Origin of the sequence: Candidatus Thiothrix putei, from assembly GCA_029972225.1 — a bacterium.
In the GTDB taxonomy this organism is placed as follows: domain Bacteria; phylum Pseudomonadota; class Gammaproteobacteria; order Thiotrichales; family Thiotrichaceae; genus Thiothrix; species Thiothrix putei.
Window position 1 is genome coordinate 2,720,801 of record CP124756.1, and the last position, 15,442, is coordinate 2,736,242.

At 52.3% G+C, this 15,442-nt stretch carries 15 protein-coding genes and 1 CRISPR repeat array; of the genes, 3 read left to right on the forward strand and 12 right to left on the reverse strand.

From position 1 onward, the window contains the following. Positions 1 to 284: 284 nt before the first annotated feature. The 6 genes from QJT81_13970 to QJT81_13995 form a co-directional block, all read right to left on the reverse strand. Positions 285 to 956 carry a DUF533 domain-containing protein gene (locus QJT81_13970; protein ID WGZ92929.1) on the reverse strand — a complete coding sequence of 224 codons (672 nt, stop codon included), beginning with the start codon at positions 954 to 956 and terminating at the stop codon, positions 285 to 287. Between the two features lies 1 nt (position 957). Beyond that, the gene (gene hda, locus QJT81_13975; GenBank protein WGZ92930.1) at positions 958 to 1,683 is read right to left on the reverse strand and encodes a DnaA regulatory inactivator Hda; all 726 of its coding nucleotides are present in this window, start codon (positions 1,681 to 1,683) and stop codon (positions 958 to 960) included. After that, entirely contained in the window at positions 1,680 to 2,801 is a 1,122-nt protein-coding gene (locus QJT81_13980) for an AI-2E family transporter (protein ID WGZ92931.1), read from the reverse strand. Before QJT81_13980 ends, hda begins: the two co-directional genes overlap by 4 nt. Continuing rightward, positions 2,798 to 3,346 (reverse strand): CDP-alcohol phosphatidyltransferase family protein, encoded by a 549-nt coding sequence (locus QJT81_13985; protein ID WGZ92932.1) that lies wholly within the window; start codon positions 3,344 to 3,346, stop codon positions 2,798 to 2,800. The genes QJT81_13980 and QJT81_13985 overlap by 4 nt, the downstream gene beginning before the upstream one ends. A 99-nt stretch (positions 3,347 to 3,445) precedes the next feature. Next, positions 3,446 to 4,090 carry an OmpA family protein gene (locus QJT81_13990; GenBank protein WGZ92933.1) on the reverse strand — a complete coding sequence of 215 codons (645 nt, stop codon included), beginning with the start codon at positions 4,088 to 4,090 and terminating at the stop codon, positions 3,446 to 3,448. A 117-nt stretch (positions 4,091 to 4,207) separates the two neighbouring features. Continuing rightward, a complete protein-coding gene (locus tag QJT81_13995) occupies positions 4,208 to 4,897 on the reverse strand; it encodes a pseudouridine synthase (GenBank protein WGZ92934.1) in 690 nt (229 codons plus the stop codon). 87 nt (positions 4,898 to 4,984) lie between these two features. Here QJT81_13995 and QJT81_14000 point away from each other — a divergent pair, with 87 nt between their 5' ends. Beyond that, positions 4,985 to 5,260 carry a hypothetical protein gene (locus tag QJT81_14000; GenBank protein ID WGZ92935.1) on the forward strand — a complete coding sequence of 92 codons (276 nt, stop codon included), beginning with the start codon at positions 4,985 to 4,987 and terminating at the stop codon, positions 5,258 to 5,260. A 172-nt stretch (positions 5,261 to 5,432) separates the two neighbouring features. On the opposite strand, the gene QJT81_14005 is transcribed toward QJT81_14000, so the two are convergent. Then, complete coding sequence (locus QJT81_14005) at positions 5,433 to 5,768, reverse strand: hypothetical protein (protein WGZ92936.1); 336 nt, start codon at positions 5,766 to 5,768, stop codon at positions 5,433 to 5,435. Between the two features lie 70 nt (positions 5,769 to 5,838). On the opposite strand from QJT81_14005, the gene QJT81_14010 reads away from it, so the two are divergent. Together QJT81_14010 and QJT81_14015 are read left to right on the forward strand one after the other, a co-directional pair. Beyond that, positions 5,839 to 7,248: an IS66 family transposase gene (locus tag QJT81_14010; protein WGZ92937.1), complete on the forward strand. Its 1,410-nt coding sequence runs from the start codon at positions 5,839 to 5,841 to the stop codon at positions 7,246 to 7,248. A gap of 26 nt (positions 7,249 to 7,274) precedes the next feature. Next, on the forward strand, positions 7,275 to 7,436 hold the full coding sequence (locus QJT81_14015; protein WGZ92938.1) for a hypothetical protein: 162 nt from the start codon (positions 7,275 to 7,277) through the stop codon (positions 7,434 to 7,436). A gap of 53 nt (positions 7,437 to 7,489) precedes the next feature. Beyond that, positions 7,490 to 11,727: direct repeats of the CRISPR family, unit length 29 nt; unit sequence CGGTTCATCCCCACAGACGCGGGGAACAC. An 82-nt stretch (positions 11,728 to 11,809) separates the two neighbouring features. Here the strand turns inward: QJT81_14015 and cas2e are convergent. Genes cas2e through cas7e form a run of 5 tightly spaced genes read right to left on the reverse strand, consistent with a single transcriptional unit; the run spans position 11,810 to position 15,437 of the window. Beyond that, a complete protein-coding gene (cas2e, locus tag QJT81_14020) occupies positions 11,810 to 12,112 on the reverse strand; it encodes a type I-E CRISPR-associated endoribonuclease Cas2e (GenBank protein ID WGZ92939.1) in 303 nt (100 codons plus the stop codon). 1 nt (position 12,113) lies between these two features. Next, on the reverse strand, positions 12,114 to 13,040 hold the full coding sequence (gene cas1e / locus QJT81_14025; protein WGZ92940.1) for a type I-E CRISPR-associated endonuclease Cas1e: 927 nt from the start codon (positions 13,038 to 13,040) through the stop codon (positions 12,114 to 12,116). A 2-nt stretch (positions 13,041 to 13,042) separates the two neighbouring features. Beyond that, a complete protein-coding gene (gene cas6e, locus QJT81_14030) occupies positions 13,043 to 13,669 on the reverse strand; it encodes a type I-E CRISPR-associated protein Cas6/Cse3/CasE (GenBank protein ID WGZ92941.1) in 627 nt (208 codons plus the stop codon). Next, complete coding sequence (gene cas5e / locus QJT81_14035; GenBank protein WGZ92942.1) at positions 13,669 to 14,391, reverse strand: type I-E CRISPR-associated protein Cas5/CasD; 723 nt, start codon at positions 14,389 to 14,391, stop codon at positions 13,669 to 13,671. Before cas5e ends, cas6e begins: the two co-directional genes overlap by 1 nt. A 2-nt stretch (positions 14,392 to 14,393) precedes the next feature. Next, positions 14,394 to 15,437, reverse strand: a complete 1,044-nt coding sequence (gene cas7e, locus QJT81_14040) for a type I-E CRISPR-associated protein Cas7/Cse4/CasC (GenBank protein WGZ92943.1) — start codon at positions 15,435 to 15,437, stop codon at positions 14,394 to 14,396. Positions 15,438 to 15,442: the final 5 nt, after the last annotated feature.

The window sequence follows — 15,442 nt, forward strand, 5'->3', positions numbered from 1 at the left end:
TCTATACTATCGTGAATAACGGTTACAGGAGGTATAATCCATGCGTGATAACAAAGACTATTATATTGAACAAGAAGATGAACTATTCCAGCTAGAAAAAGCAGCCGTACCAACGGATGGAAAAAAATTAAACCACATATTGTACGACGTAATCTAGAAGACTACTTAGAACGCAAAGCACTAGAGCGTCGTCTTAAAGATGTGTTCGAGGATGATGATTTCTGAAACAATACGGCCTAGCAGTAGAGACGCAAAATATTACGTCTCTACTGCCCCCTCCCCAATCAACTTTGGTTGCTAACTTGTTCAGGTAATTGCAGCGCCATACGCAAATCTGCCAAATACGTTTTTTCTGCCTCATTGGCTACGTCAATAATCGCGGCAGAAACCAGATAAATCTCGGTAGCCATTGCCAAATCATTGTTAGCCAAAGCAGCAATCTGCTTCACATCCAATGGCTGAGACAATTCATTCAGAATCATGTCATTGACATCGCCTTCCACTTCAACGCCCGCTAATTGCTGACGAATATTAGCCAACTCAGCAGAATCCACATGCCCATCGGCCTTAGCCGCAGCAATCATGGCTTTTAACAGGATTTCAGCACTTGCTTTGGGGGCTGATGCTTCCAATAAAGCCGGTTCGCCTGCTGGCGCAGCACCGCTCGTACCGGCACTCGTTTCCCACTGACGGTACATTTGATACGCGAGACCACCTAAAGCAGCCAAACTGCCCACTTTAACTGCCGCCCCTGTTACACGCCGCCCTGCACTCGTTCCCAGCAACAACGCCAGCACACCTGCTGCTGCGGCACCGGTTTTCATACCGGACAACATCTGATCACGCTGCTCGCCTTCAGCCGGAATCCCCAACTTTTGCTCTGCCATATTCTGGCCTTTTTGTGCGATTTCCTTGCCAGATTGCAGCATTTGATCCAAGAAACTTTTCACGTCCATATCAATCTCCTTGTTTTAGAGGTAATGCATTTGCATTTTTTTGCATAACTTCACGGATAAATTCACGGGTAATTTTACGCCCTTTCGTTAAACTGGCGGTATCTAACCGATCCAACACTGCCATGAGGGTAGTCATGTTTTGAGGATAATGCCGCTCAATATATTTCATGACCTGTTCTGATAATTCAAAGCCACGCTGATGCGCACGCCATGCCATGGCTTGCAAACATTGCGCCCCCTGCACCGGATACACCCGATAATCAGCTCCCCACAATAAGCGCGATGAAAAATCGGGTAACACACACGTCATTTCACGGGGATTCATGCGGGCTGCCATAATCAAGGGTTGATGATTTGCACGGCAACTGTTGATTAAATTCATGAGCGCCACTTCCCAATCACGCTGCCCAATAACTGCATCCAGTTCATCCACAGCGACTAGGTGTTTGCCTTCCACCCCTGCTAACACCCGGATACCGTATTGAGCACAACTACCCAGCGGCACATAAGCCGCCATTAAACCCCGTTGATAATAACGTTCGCAATACGCCTGAAGTAAATGCGACTTTCCAGCCTGGGCTTCTCCCCACAAAAAAATTTGCGGAAATTCATGCTCAAAACCGTTTTTTAAAATACCCAGTAACTCAGCATTTTCAGGTGTCACAAAAAATGAACTGAAACGATGACCTTCGCGCATTCCCACATTCAGCGTCAGTTGTTGTTTCATGCCTGTTCTTTCACCTCACTGCCGTTATCATCCCCTTCTGTAACTAAATGCGGTTCATCCATATCAATGCCATAAATCTGACTTTGCTTATAGGTATCGTGAATATGCCGTAAAATTACTGCCAACACCGCAGCTACAGGCAAGGCAAGTAATATGCCAAAAAAACCAAACAATTGCCCGCCTGCCAATACCGCAAAAATAACCGTAACCGGATGCAGACCAATACGTTCACCCACTAATAATGGCGTCAGAATAGTCCCCTCAATCATCTGCGCCACACCAAACACCGCCAACACCCAAAACAAATTAAACACATCTTGTGTTTGGAACAAAATGGCAATACCGGCAATAGTCACCCCTACAATTAAACCAAGATAGGGGACAAAACTTACCACACCCGCAATCAGACCAATTAATAAAGCAAATTCCAAACCAACCAATGACAATCCAATGGAATAAATGACAGCCAAAGCCAACATGACGGACATCTGCCCACGCAGAAACGCCCCCAACACTTCATCGGACTCACGCGCCAATTTGGCCACTAACGGCTCAATCGAGCGCGGCAACAAGTCGTCAATATACGCCACCATGCGATCCCAATCGCGTAACAGATAAAACGTAATAATTGGAATCAGTGCCAAATTAGCAACCCAACCCAAGACGACAAACCCTGATTTAGAAATGGTCTGAATCGTATTGCGGATAAATCCCCCGGTTTCCTTCCAGTGAGAAGCTATCACCGTTTTAATCTTATCCACTTCCAACACACTGGTATCGACACCAAAGTTCTGTTGCAAATACGGCCCCAAAACATTCACAACCCAGTCAAGATAATCAGGGAATTTATTAAGAAACAGCTTCACTTGTGTTTCTAGTACCGGCACCAGGAATAAAAAGAACAACAATAGAAACAGCAAGATAGTTAGAAATACCGTCACCACCGATAAAGTACGCGATAATTTCCAAGATTCTAAGCGATCAACCAGTGGATCACCCAAATAAGCCAGAAATGCGGCTGCTAAGAAAGGGGTCAAAATAGGCGCGAGGATATACAGCAACGCAACCGCAATGCTTCCTGTTGCCAACCAAAACCAACGTCCACTATCGAGTATCATGCCTTATGTTTCCTCCATGCATAGCGGCTCCACAGCAATACATAAGCCAAACCACTCAGAACTGTTGTCACTGCCACAGTCCACTGTAACCCCAGATTAAACCACCCCGGCAAGGGGTAGATTGCCACATGCAGTAATGTGGCTGCCAACAGAAAAATCTGCAACCCTGTGTTGAGCTTACTGATAATCAGCGGGCGCACATCCAGCTCCCCTATCACCAGACGATAGGCAATTGCCCCTAGCACAATCACCACGTCACGCCCGATGACTAAAGCGATCAGCCACCAAGGCAAACTGCCTTTCAAACCAAACACGATAAACACAGAAACGACAAAGAGTTTATCCGCTAACGGATCAAGAATTGCCCCCAAACGTGTAAACCAGCCATAGCGCCGCGCCAGAAAACCATCTAAGGCATCAGATAAGCCTGCCAACACCAGCAAAGCTAGTGCAAAACCATAGATACCCTTCCACAGCAACCAGCAAATCGGTGCAATAGAAAGAATACGAATCACTGTGATGATGTTTGGAATTTGTTCCCGCACGTTAAATCCATTTTTGTATACAAAGAAGGCTCCCTACGGAGCCTTCATCATATAACGGATTATAGCCTATGTGCCGGTTTTCCGACTATTGTGGCTGTATTACTGTTGAACAGGGATCAAGGTAATTTCAACACGGCGGTTTTGCGCACGACCATAATCGCTGCCGTTATCCGCAACGGGACGGCTTTCACCGTAGCCAACCGCCTGCATACGCTGTGCCGCTACGCCAGTGCTTGCCAAGTAAGTGCGCACACTGTTAGCACGTTGTTGTGACAGTTGCAGGTTAGAGGCATCGCTACCGACGTTATCTGTGTGGCCTGCAATCTGGAGACGGGTTTCAGGGAACTGGTTCAAGGTGGTTGCCAAGTTATTTAACACACCATAAAACTGAGGTTTAACATCCGCACGCCCGAAATCGAAGGTAATGGCATCAGGCATGGTCAAAATGATGTTGTTGTCTTGACGGGTGACTTCTACGCCTGTGCCTTGCATTTGCTGACGCAATGCGGCTTCCTGCTGATCCATGTAATTACCGATAGCAGCACCGGCGATACCACCAACCACAGCACCGGCAATGGTATGGCCTCGGTCTTTATCGCCTGTATTTTTACCCACAACAGCACCGCCTAGAGCGCCGATAATGGCTCCTTGTTGTGCACGAGTCATTTCACCAGTAGGACTACAACCCGCCATCATTGCCGCAGACACAGCACCAATCAACAGAGCACGCATGGAAATTTTCATAATAAACACCTCAATAATTTATAATATACCGTCACGGCGTTAGAACCGAGTTAGCCCAGAGAGTTCCCGTTGACGATTGCGCAGATTTTGACGCAATCGCGTGCAGGATACCAGCGCTTAAAAAGGAATTGGGCTATGAATGGTTAAAATATCCGCTGACAATGGGTGTGGCAAGCGAACCCATGCCGCGTGTAAGAGCAAACGCTGTGCCTTAGCACACACCGCCGCACTGGCATACAATTCATCACCGAGGATTGGATGCCCCAACGCCTGCAAATGTACCCGTAACTGGTGAGTACGCCCGGTAATCGGCTCAAGCTCTACACGGGTTGTGTCGTTTTCTTTATCAACATCAATCACTTGATAACGTGTACAAGACGCTTTACCCAGTATAAAGCTGACCATCTGACGCGGGCGATTAGGCCAGTCTGTCAACAAAGGTAAACGTATCTCCCCGCGAGTGGGGGATACCTGCCCCGCTACTACTGCCATATAACGTTTACGTACCTGCCGGGTTTGGAACAAAATACTCAAAGCGCGTTCCATCGCCTTACCCCGTGCCATGACCATAATGCCGGACGTGCTCATATCGAGCCGATGCACAATTAACGCATCAGGAAATTCAGCCTGCACGCGGGCAATCATACAATCTTGTTTGTCTGCACCACGCCCGGGGACAGAGAGTAACCCGGTTGGCTTATCGACCACGATCATTGCTTCGTCAATGTAGAGAATGTTTAAGCCCGTGTGGGCAGGGGGGGTATAGAGAATCAAATCACATTCCGTAGAAACTAGCCGTTGGGTCATTATCCGTAATCACGTAAAACCTCGCCCTTACTTCGGCAAGCTCAGCACGAGTCAGGGCGGGGATATAAGCGTCTTCGGCTACCGCTGATGAAGAGTCATCCATGCAGTGGTTTTTGCCGTAATGCCGCTACACTCTACCCCATGAAACCTGTCACCACCACCCTGAAAACGCTCAACGTTCGCATCCGCGACAAACACGCGCCGGTATTGCGCCAATGGGCGTTTGAGTGCAATCAAGTGTGGAATTTCGCCAATGCCTACACCACAGAATACAGCAATATCGCTATTCCCAGCGTGGGTTGGGTACGCAGCAATATCACCGCTTTCGACAAAGCCCAATGCGCCACGCAAAACGGCGGGTGAAAGCCATTCACGCCAAAATCAAACACCAACGCAAGGACGACACCCACAAATTCACCACTGCACTGGTGCAACACGCCATCGCATAGCACCGCGCATTGCTATACTGCGGTTCATCCCCACAGACGCGGGGGAACACCACGGTACTTTTCACGGCGGGCATTTAGGCGACGGTTCATCCCCACAGACGCGGGGAACACTTCAGTACTCCCGTCATGGTCTTCAGCCGGGCTTGCAACGACTCAAAGGAGGTGGCAGCAGCAATGGCATAGCCGCCTGCATGAGTGATGGCGCTCAGGCCAAGGAAACTGGTGGCAGCAGCAATGACTTCTTGCCGCGTGGAGGCAAGCTGTTGCGAAATGGAGTCAAGCCCTTCGCGGGTGCTCCGGGCATTCTGGCGGGTAATATCCGCCATGCCGTTCGTGGCATTGCCAATCTCACGAATGACACGGGTGGCGTTTTCGCCATCCCGCACCACGACGCGCAACACTATTTCATTGACTGTCGGCATGTTATGCTTGACTCATTAATTGATGGAGAGTAACTACTCAGTCTCCTAAAAAATCAGCTACACTATCGATATGAACCAGCTACCCCGCCCAACACGAGAAAGTCTCCAGCAGTTAAGCCACGCCGAATTGGTGGAGTTAGTGTTGACGCTGTTTGACCGTATTGATCAGTTGACCGCCCGCGTGAATGAGCTGGAAGCACAGCTCAACAAAAACAGTAAAAATTCACACAAGCCCCCGTCATCGGATGGACTGAAACGCCAACCCGCACAGCCGCGTCAGCTTGGACAACGCCCAAAAGGTGGCCAGCCAGGTCATAAAGGGCATAGCCTCGTGATGCACCCATCACCCGATCACGTGGAATATTACGGTGTTGCCGGGCATTGCGACTGTGGTTTGCCGCTAACCGAAGCCCTGATTGAGACAGGTGAATGTCGGCAACAGTGGGACATTCCCGAACCCCAAATCGTGGTCACGGAACACCGCCAACTGATTTGCACGTGTGGTTGTGGCAAGGTTCATAAAGGCGAATTCCCGGCAACACTCGCCCCTTACATCAGTTACGGCGCACGTTTAAAGGCCTATACGGTGGGTTTGGTACAAGGTCATTTCATTTCGCTGTCACGGGCAAGCGAGATTGTATTCGACCAATACGGTGTTAAGCCTTCCGATGGCAGTGTGCAGCACTGGATCGGTCAGGCGAGTGAAAACCTGACGGCCACTTATACAGCTATTCAGAACACCATTAGTAGCAGCGACGTGGCTCACTTTGATGAAAGCGGAATGCGGGCGCAAGGCAAAACCCAATGGTTGCATGTAGCCGCAACACCCGAAGCCGTTTACTACACTGCCCATGCACGGCGCGGATACGAGGCCATGACAGCGGCGGGAATCCTGCCGGTATTCCAAGGCGTTGCGGTTCATGACCATTGGAAACCGTATTTCCGCTTTGATCAGGTGGTACACAGCCTTTGTGGGGCGCATCTGCTGCGGGAGTTGAACTACTTTGATGAAACCCTCAAACATCAATGGCCTGCACAACTCAAACAGGTCTTGATTGATGCTAAGACCGCAGTGGCTGAAGCAAAAGACGCGCAACAAACGGCATTGTCGCTGGAGCAAATGACTGAACTCAAGCAACGTTATGACCAATGGGTGAATCACGGACTGTTGATTTTCCCTGAACAACCTAAAATCAACCCTAAACAAGGCAAAGCCAAACAAGACCCCGCCAGAAACTTGTTATGCCGTCTACGTGACTTCAAGGATTCGGTGTTGCAGTTCATTCAGCGGTTTGATGTACCGTTTGACAACAATCTGGCTGAACGAGCCGTTCGACCCGTCAAAGTTAAACTCAAGGTGGCGGGTGGATTCCGCGCAATGGGCGGTGCGGAGGCTTTTTGTGTTATCCGTTCCGTGTGGGAAACCGACAAGATTCAGGGGCGAAATCCGTTTGAGTCTCTCAGAGCGGTTTTTGGATAGACTGAGTAGTTACGATGGAGATTGACATGTTTCGCTACCTTGTTTTCATCCCCGCAGGCTTGGCGCTTATCCTACTGGCTGGCCTGATCAGCAGCGCAGCACCGTGGGCAACACTACCACTGACACTTATCGGCTGCGGCGTGGCGGCGTTATCGGTGCTGTTGCCTGTGTGGAGCCTGCTGCGTTAAAACCTTGCCAATGTCTGTCGCATCTCAACCACAACGCCACTCACACCCATGAACGGTTCATCCCCACAGACGCGGGGAACACACCGAACATGATTAATCCGAGGCTGATGGCGGCGGTTCATCCCCACAGACGCGGGGAACACATAGAAATCATCAGGGGAAACAATCCCAGAAACGGTTCATCCCCACAGACGCGGGGAACACAAAACATTAATGGTGCGGTCACTATGTCGATGCGGTTCATCCCCACAGACGCGGGGAACACTCATTCACCACGCGCACGGAACCACTGGATGGCGGTTCATCCCCACAGACGCGGGGAACACAGTATCCAGCGTAACAGGGGAATTAGCATTGACGGTTCATCCCCACAGACGCGGGGAACACGTCGTCATTAAAGTCAACATCACCATACTCAGCGGTTCATCCCCACAGACGCGGGGAACACAAAACATGTTTATCACATCGCCCCTTCAGTGGCGGTTCATCCCCACAGACGCGGGGAACACACCTCAAAAACGGGCGCGTCCTAAAAGCAAGACGGTTCATCCCCACAGACGCGGGGAACACCCGGATATACCCATGCCCAATTGGATCACCAACGGTTCATCCCCACAGACGCGGGGAACACGACCCCAGCGCCTACAGCGGCAAGGCACACGGCGGTTCATCCCCACAGACGCGGGGAACACTCAAACCCTGATTTTGCTGGCAACCATCAGCGCGGTTCATCCCCACAGACGCGGGGAACACCATCGCGTAGACCTTTTTCAGGAAGGTCAAGGCGGTTCATCCCCACAGACGCGGGGAACACTTGTGCCTGTGCGATTTCCGAGTATCGGAGTCCGGTTCATCCCCACAGACGCGGGGAACACAATGAATGCGCAACGCGAACGCGCCCGTGCTGCGGTTCATCCCCACAGACGCGGGGGAACACCACGGATGCAACCTGACAGCCCCGCAGGTTTGCGGTTCATCCCCACAGACGCGGGGAACACCTCATCAAAGCAGTGATGTGGAAAGAATCCAGCGGTTCATCCCCACAGACGCGGGGAACACGATGCGTTCCGCAACAAATACCTAAACATTTTCGGTTCATCCCCACAGACGCGGGGAACACGTGGATGCATTCCAGCGCAAGGGCATGGATGCCGGTTCATCCCCACAGACGCGGGGAACACCCAAGTGGGCGAGCGCGAAGTGGGGAATCCATCGGTTCATCCCCACAGACGCGGGGAACACGTGGATGCATTCCAGCGCAAGGGCATGGATGCCGGTTCATCCCCACAGACGCGGGGAACACCCAAGTGGGCGAGCGCGAAGTGGGGAATCCATCGGTTCATCCCCACAGACGCGGGGAACACGGAGTAGGTATCGTGCTAACGGGAACCGAGCGCGGTTCATCCCCACAGACGCGGGGAACACCTCATCAAAGCAGTGATGTGGAAAGAATCCAGCGGTTCATCCCCACAGACGCGGGGAACACGATGCGTTCCGCAACAAATACCTAAACATTTTCGGTTCATCCCCACAGACGCGGGGAACACGTGGATGCATTCCAGCGCAAGGGCATGGATGCCGGTTCATCCCCACAGACGCGGGGAACACCCAAGTGGGCGAGCGCGAAGTGGGGAATCCATCGGTTCATCCCCACAGACGCGGGGAACACGTGGATGCATTCCAGCGCAAGGGCATGGATGCCGGTTCATCCCCACAGACGCGGGGAACACCCAAGTGGGCGAGCGCGAAGTGGGGAATCCATCGGTTCATCCCCACAGACGCGGGGAACACGGAGTAGGTATCGTGCTAACGGGAACCGAGCGCGGTTCATCCCCACAGACGCGGGGAACACGGGGCGAGTTAACCGCGCAGGCAGTTATCGCCGGTTCATCCCCACAGACGCGGGGAACACCTGGCTATCCAGATGTTGCGCAAGGTGTAAACCGGTTCATCCCCACAGACGCGGGGAACACGCCAGATAGAGCAACATCGGGAATATTCGCGCCGGTTCATCCCCACAGACGCGGGGAACACTTCAGTGACCCTGCCTGCTTCTTTCGCCACGCCGGTTCATCCCCACAGACGCGGGGAACACCTCATCAAAGCAGTGATGTGGAAAGAATCCAGCGGTTCATCCCCACAGACGCGGGGAACACGATGCGTTCCGCAACAAATACCTAAACATTTTCGGTTCATCCCCACAGACGCGGGGAACACGTGGATGCATTCCAGCGCAAGGGCATGGATGCCGGTTCATCCCCACAGACGCGGGGAACACCCAAGTGGGCGAGCGCGAAGTGGGGAATCCATCGGTTCATCCCCACAGACGCGGGGAACACGTGGATGCATTCCAGCGCAAGGGCATGGATGCCGGTTCATCCCCACAGACGCGGGGAACACCCAAGTGGGCGAGCGCGAAGTGGGGAATCCATCGGTTCATCCCCACAGACGCGGGGAACACGGAGTAGGTATCGTGCTAACGGGAACCGAGCGCGGTTCATCCCCACAGACGCGGGGAACACGGGGCGAGTTAACCGCGCAGGCAGTTATCGCCGGTTCATCCCCACAGACGCGGGGAACACCTGGCTATCCAGATGTTGCGCAAGGTGTAAACCGGTTCATCCCCACAGACGCGGGGAACACGCCAGATAGAGCAACATCGGGAATATTCGCGCCGGTTCATCCCCACAGACGCGGGGAACACTTCAGTGACCCTGCCTGCTTCTTTCGCCACGCCGGTTCATCCCCACAGACGCGGGGAACACCTCATCAAAGCAGTGATGTGGAAAGAATCCAGCGGTTCATCCCCACAGACGCGGGGAACACCGGATGCCATCTTCGCCGAACATACCCCACTGCGGTTCATCCCCACAGACGCGGGGAACACGGCGACTGGGTAGGAAATAGCTGCGGCTGTTACGGTTCATCCCCACAGACGCGGGGAACACTTTGCATTCATGAGGACAAGCCTGCCGTGCATCGGTTCATCCCCACAGACGCGGGGGAACACGCGTTCGCGGATGCGGTTGCCAATCGTTTCGGCGGTTCATCCCCACAGACGCGGGGAACACAAGCAGCCGCCTGCCCGGTAAACCCGCACCAGCGGTTCATCCCCACAGACGCGGGGAACACCCGACGGTGTGGTAGGAAATGTGTTTGAGGTCGGGTTCATCCCCACAGACGCGGGGAACACAATACGCCCTTGCTGGAGTTGCTGGAATCAACAGGTTCATCCCCACAGACGCGGGGAACACTAGTATGGCGGTGTGGCTAAATAACAGAGGGGCGGTTCATCCCCACAGACGCGGGGAACACGCCGACATTGTTTCGGCATTTGCCGACATTGCCGGTTCATCCCCACAGACGCGGGGAACACAGGATGGCTGGCGCACAGGTGGGGGTCGTAAACGGTTCATCCCCACAGACGCGGGGAACACGTAGTCGGGTTCGCGTTGGTGGCGTAGCTGGTCGGTTCATCCCCACAGACGCGGGGAACACTGGCAACGCTTATGGCGGCTCCAACGTAACCGCGGTTCATCCCCACAGACGCGGGGAACACGTCTTGGTCAGTCTATCCGCAAAATCCTCAAACGGTTCATCCCCACAGACGCGGGGAACACTGATCACCGTATTGCGGGTTAATCAACTGCACCGGTTCATCCCCACAGACGCGGGGAACACTTCCTGCTAAACTGTGGCGAATTTAAAAATACTAGGTTCATCCCCACAGACGCGGGGAACACACCTGCACCGCAGCATGAAACGCGGCTTGTTCGGGTTCATCCCCACAGACGCGGGGAACACTTACGAGATGAACCGCGAGCGTTTCATGCAGCGGTTCATCCCCACAGACGCGGGGAACACGTGGTACTGAATCGCGCCCCTGTAATTGCCGACGGTTCATCCCCACAGACGCGGGGAACACTTACGGCGGTAATCAGTCAGGTCTTTCCAGACCGGTTCATCCCCACAGACGCGGGGAACACCGTCGGCGCAACCTAAAGATGGCGTTTACTGGCGGTTCATCCCCACAGACGCGGGGAACACTGCTCTTGCGGATTCACACCCCGGCTATAGCTCGGTTCATCCCCACAGACGCGGGGAACACGAAGGCACACTGGTCAATGCCACTGCTGCATCCGGTTCATCCCCACAGACGCGGGGAACACAGGACTGGCAGACTCAACAGCGTGATTGCTTGCGGTTCATCCCCACAGACGCGGGGAACACCAAATCAGTGAAGCCGCTCGCAAAGTCAGTGTCGGTTCATCCCCACAGACGCGGGGAACACACCAATTCTACTTCATTGAATCGAAAAAGAAAAAACAGCCTTCCGAAATCTACCGATTTTATCGCCTAATTTTTGTATATTGTTAAAGAGCATTTTCACCCGCCTCAGGGAAAAAAGACACCAGCCGCAAACCATCCATATCCACCGGAATACGCCGATTTTTGCCCGTTGTCTGAAAATCAAAACCCGACTCGGTATTGGTCGCCCACGCCATCACGATATTGCCTTCATCGCACAGCTCGGTGCATTGTTGCCAGATCATCTCCCGCACCCGCCGCGACACATCGCCCACGTACACCCCCGCCCGCACCTGCAACAACCAAATCGCCAACCGCCCACGCAAGCGAGGAGGCACACTTTCCGTCACAACCACCAACATCGACACGTCATTTACTCCTATGCCCCGCCTCGCCCAACGACTCAGCAGGCGGAATCGCAGGCGGCACAGACTCCGGCGGCATTTCCGGCGGTTTGATTTCGCCTGCTGCCAAAATCTCCTCAATCACCGGAATAATTTTCGCCAGCGTATTCTGCGCCCGAAACGCATCCCGACACGCCAAGCGCACCTCACGATCAGGGTTGCGCGGATTCTTCGCCGCAATCTTAAATGCTATCGGCACAACGGTATCAAACTTGAACACATCCGCAATGTCATACACAAACGACAACGGCTTACCCCAATGGATAAACCCAATCGCAGGCGCATACCCCGCCGCCAACACCGCCGCCTCGGTAATCCCATACAAACACGCCGTCGCAGCACTCATGCACCGATTCGGCACATCGCTCATATCCCAATTTTCCGGGTCATAATTGCGCCGTTTCCACTCCACCCCGTATTTCTTCGCCAGCAACTCATACGTCTTGCGAACCCGCGCCCCCTCAATGCCACGCAACTGCTCCACACTACGCTTTGCCGGAGCCGCCTCACCGAAGCGGATTTCGTACATCTTGCGCACCACTTTCAGGCGCAACTCATCATCCAACGCCAACTTCGCCTGATACAGCAAACGCTCAGAACGCGCCCCGCCCGGTTGCCCCGACGAATACACCCGCACCCCAGCCTCACCCACCCACACCAACAACGTCCCCACCTCCGCCGCCAGCTTGATTGCCGCATGAGAAACCCGCGTCCCCGGTTCGAGCATAATGCACGCAATCGACCCCACCGGAATGTGGGTACGCACCTCATTCTCCTGAATCAGCACGAAGGCATTATCTTTCACATCAATCTGCCCGTATTGCAGAAAGATCATCGACACGCGGTCTTTCATCATCAGCGGTTTGAGCGGGAGGTAGGGGGTGTCAGCCATGATTACGCTCTCCGAATTAACATAAGACCACAACCGAAGGCTTTAGAACGCCCCAAACCTTTGAATAACACTTCACGGATAAACACTTCAGCATCTGTCACTTGCAATATGCCCCGCAAATCCGCACTGGTGAAGGTACGGCGATTGGGATCACCCGGCTTGATCACTTCATGAATTTGCGTGTTCTCGACAACCAAAGATTCTGACTGAAGCTGAAAACCACCTTTTTCACCTTGCGTCAATAACCAATCGTGCAATTCATCCGACTTCAGCAAACCAACCCGTTTACGCTGTTTAATCTCCTTTGGACGTTGAAGTGTTTTCACCGCATTAGCCCGCAAACTGAATTGCAAGCTATCTCCTGTTGACAACGTTGGCTCATACAAACGGCTGGAACAATTCAGGTAATCAACCTTCACTTCTGGCTCACGTTCCGACAACAGATAGTAAAAAGGCAGATCACCCTCATCCGTGCGCCGGTACATAAAATTCCGTTTTGCTGTTTCATCCTTTGGCAACAAATCCCAAATCATCTGATGCTCGTAAAACAGATTTTTATCGACCTGACTCAACACTTCAACCATGCGTTGCCAACGGGAGCGTACAAACTCAACTTTACTTAAATACATCAACTTTTCCCCGCTGTTAACAACACATGCTCTTCACGACTGACAAACTGCCAACGCGCACGGCTTAATGGCTGGTCATAACGGGGTACACGATAGGTTGCCTTTAGCTCCGTTTCACAGCCAGCCGTTTGTTCCCAGTAGTAACGAGGCTGACTATCTTTGAACAATCCGAATAAACAGCCATCAATCGAATATTGGTCTAACGCCTGCTCAAAGTTAGTCACTTTAAAAATCAGCGGATTTAAATGCACTGCAAGCGGGCAAGATTTACGCCCCAAATACAAGTGGTAATGCGGCTGCTGCAAGGCTTGTTGCAGTTGAGTTAAATCGTATGTGCTTTGCCCCTCCAACCAAACCGCAACCACGCTCAAACTCTCCTGCTGGTAGCTGCGAAAAGACAAAATTGTCCCTAATTTCGGTTCAGACAATTCATCCTTACGGGTAGCTAAATGCTTGGCTTTTTTATTCTGCGGTGGCACTTGCGCGGTATGGAAATCGCGCAGTGCTAACCCCGGCGTATAGAGCTTAACGGCAAAATGACAAGCATCACTGAGTTGCTGATGTTGTGCCTCATCGTCACGCTCAATACCCAACGCAGCACCCAACAAACCCAGCAAGGCAGAACGCGAAGGGTGGTCAGCCGTCGGGCGCTCCTGCCCCACTGCTTGATCGCCCCATGACACCAGCGGCGCATAAAGCTGGAATACCAGATAATCCCGCATACTTACTCCGCAACAAATTGGAGAATGGCGTTTAAACTACCTTCACCCTTTTGGGCATTCATGCTGTGATGAGCATCGGCACACGCACCATAAACCGCATCAAAACGTTCCCGCTGCATTTCAAGTGCGCTAATTGCAGCACTCATCGGATCATCACCCTTGACTGCTTTCAAGAAGGCAACCGACAAAGAACGGGGTTGTTGTGTCCCTTTTTCTGCCAGCAAGTACGATGTGTAAGCACGGGAGGCAAATGAATTTTGTTTGCCCGTCGGGGAAACTTTCGCGGCAGTTTCCACTAAGGCTTGAATCGCTTGATTGGCTAATGCCTCATCCTGCAAATTATCCACCAACTGCGTTTTGTTGATGCACAGGTACAAGTAAAAAATACCCGAACCAAAAGCCGCTTCACCCATGTGACCTGCACCAGCGTCTTCATCATGCTTATTCAGATCATCAACCGCAGTGAAGAAATCATCTTCAATCTTTACCGAATTGACAGTAATCGCATGAGCAACCTGCACCGCTGCCTCAACATTTTTCAAGGGGTCATCGGCTAACATACGTCCAAACATCGCAATGTCTACCGCTTTAGGGCGTTGACGCAGCAAATCCACTTCTTTATCGGTTGGTTCACGGTTTTCTGTGGCTACTAGATCAGCCAAATCCAAGGCTGCTTGCTGCTCTTCAGGCGCGATATGCACTAATTGCGACAGATGAGCCTTGAAGATTTTATGTGCCTCAACCTTACCAAACTTACTGACTATTTTCTCTGCCCATTTTTCGGCAGCTTTTTCTTTAACACCTTTAGTAATCAGGTGATTATAAACATCATGCCCGAAACGTTTGGTTCTAATGCCTTTCCATCCACTCAATGCACCTTCTTCAAATGCAGGGGAAGTACGCCATGCACGTTTTAAACTTTGCGATGAAACCCGTAAACGCTCCGTACCACCAACTAATGCCGTTTTTGGCCTACCCAAATCATCGCGGTTCAAGTTGGAAGGTGGATAAGCAGTCAGTAAATGCAGTTGAATAAATTGCGACACAATCA

Bases quoted from the DNA above. Each gene is read 5' to 3' on its own strand.
- QJT81_13970 (WGZ92929.1), bottom strand. From the start codon at position 956: ATGGACGTGAAAAGTTTCTTGGATCAAATGCTGCAATCTGGCAAGGAA.
- hda (WGZ92930.1), bottom strand. From the start codon at position 1,683: ATGAAACAACAACTGACGCTGAATGTGGGAATGCGCGAAGGTCATCGT.
- QJT81_13980 (WGZ92931.1), bottom strand. From the start codon at position 2,801: ATGATACTCGATAGTGGACGTTGGTTTTGGTTGGCAACAGGAAGCATT.
- QJT81_13990 (WGZ92933.1), bottom strand. From the start codon at position 4,090: ATGAAAATTTCCATGCGTGCTCTGTTGATTGGTGCTGTGTCTGCGGCA.
- QJT81_13995 (WGZ92934.1), bottom strand. From the start codon at position 4,897: ATGACCCAACGGCTAGTTTCTACGGAATGTGATTTGATTCTCTATACC.
- QJT81_14000 (WGZ92935.1), top strand. From the start codon at position 4,985: ATGAAGAGTCATCCATGCAGTGGTTTTTGCCGTAATGCCGCTACACTC.
- QJT81_14005 (WGZ92936.1), bottom strand. From the start codon at position 5,768: ATGCCGACAGTCAATGAAATAGTGTTGCGCGTCGTGGTGCGGGATGGC.
- QJT81_14010 (WGZ92937.1), top strand. From the start codon at position 5,839: ATGAACCAGCTACCCCGCCCAACACGAGAAAGTCTCCAGCAGTTAAGC.
- QJT81_14015 (WGZ92938.1), top strand. From the start codon at position 7,275: ATGTTTCGCTACCTTGTTTTCATCCCCGCAGGCTTGGCGCTTATCCTA.
- cas1e (WGZ92940.1), bottom strand. From the start codon at position 13,040: ATGGCTGACACCCCCTACCTCCCGCTCAAACCGCTGATGATGAAAGAC.
- cas6e (WGZ92941.1), bottom strand. From the start codon at position 13,669: ATGTATTTAAGTAAAGTTGAGTTTGTACGCTCCCGTTGGCAACGCATG.
- cas5e (WGZ92942.1), bottom strand. From the start codon at position 14,391: ATGCGGGATTATCTGGTATTCCAGCTTTATGCGCCGCTGGTGTCATGG.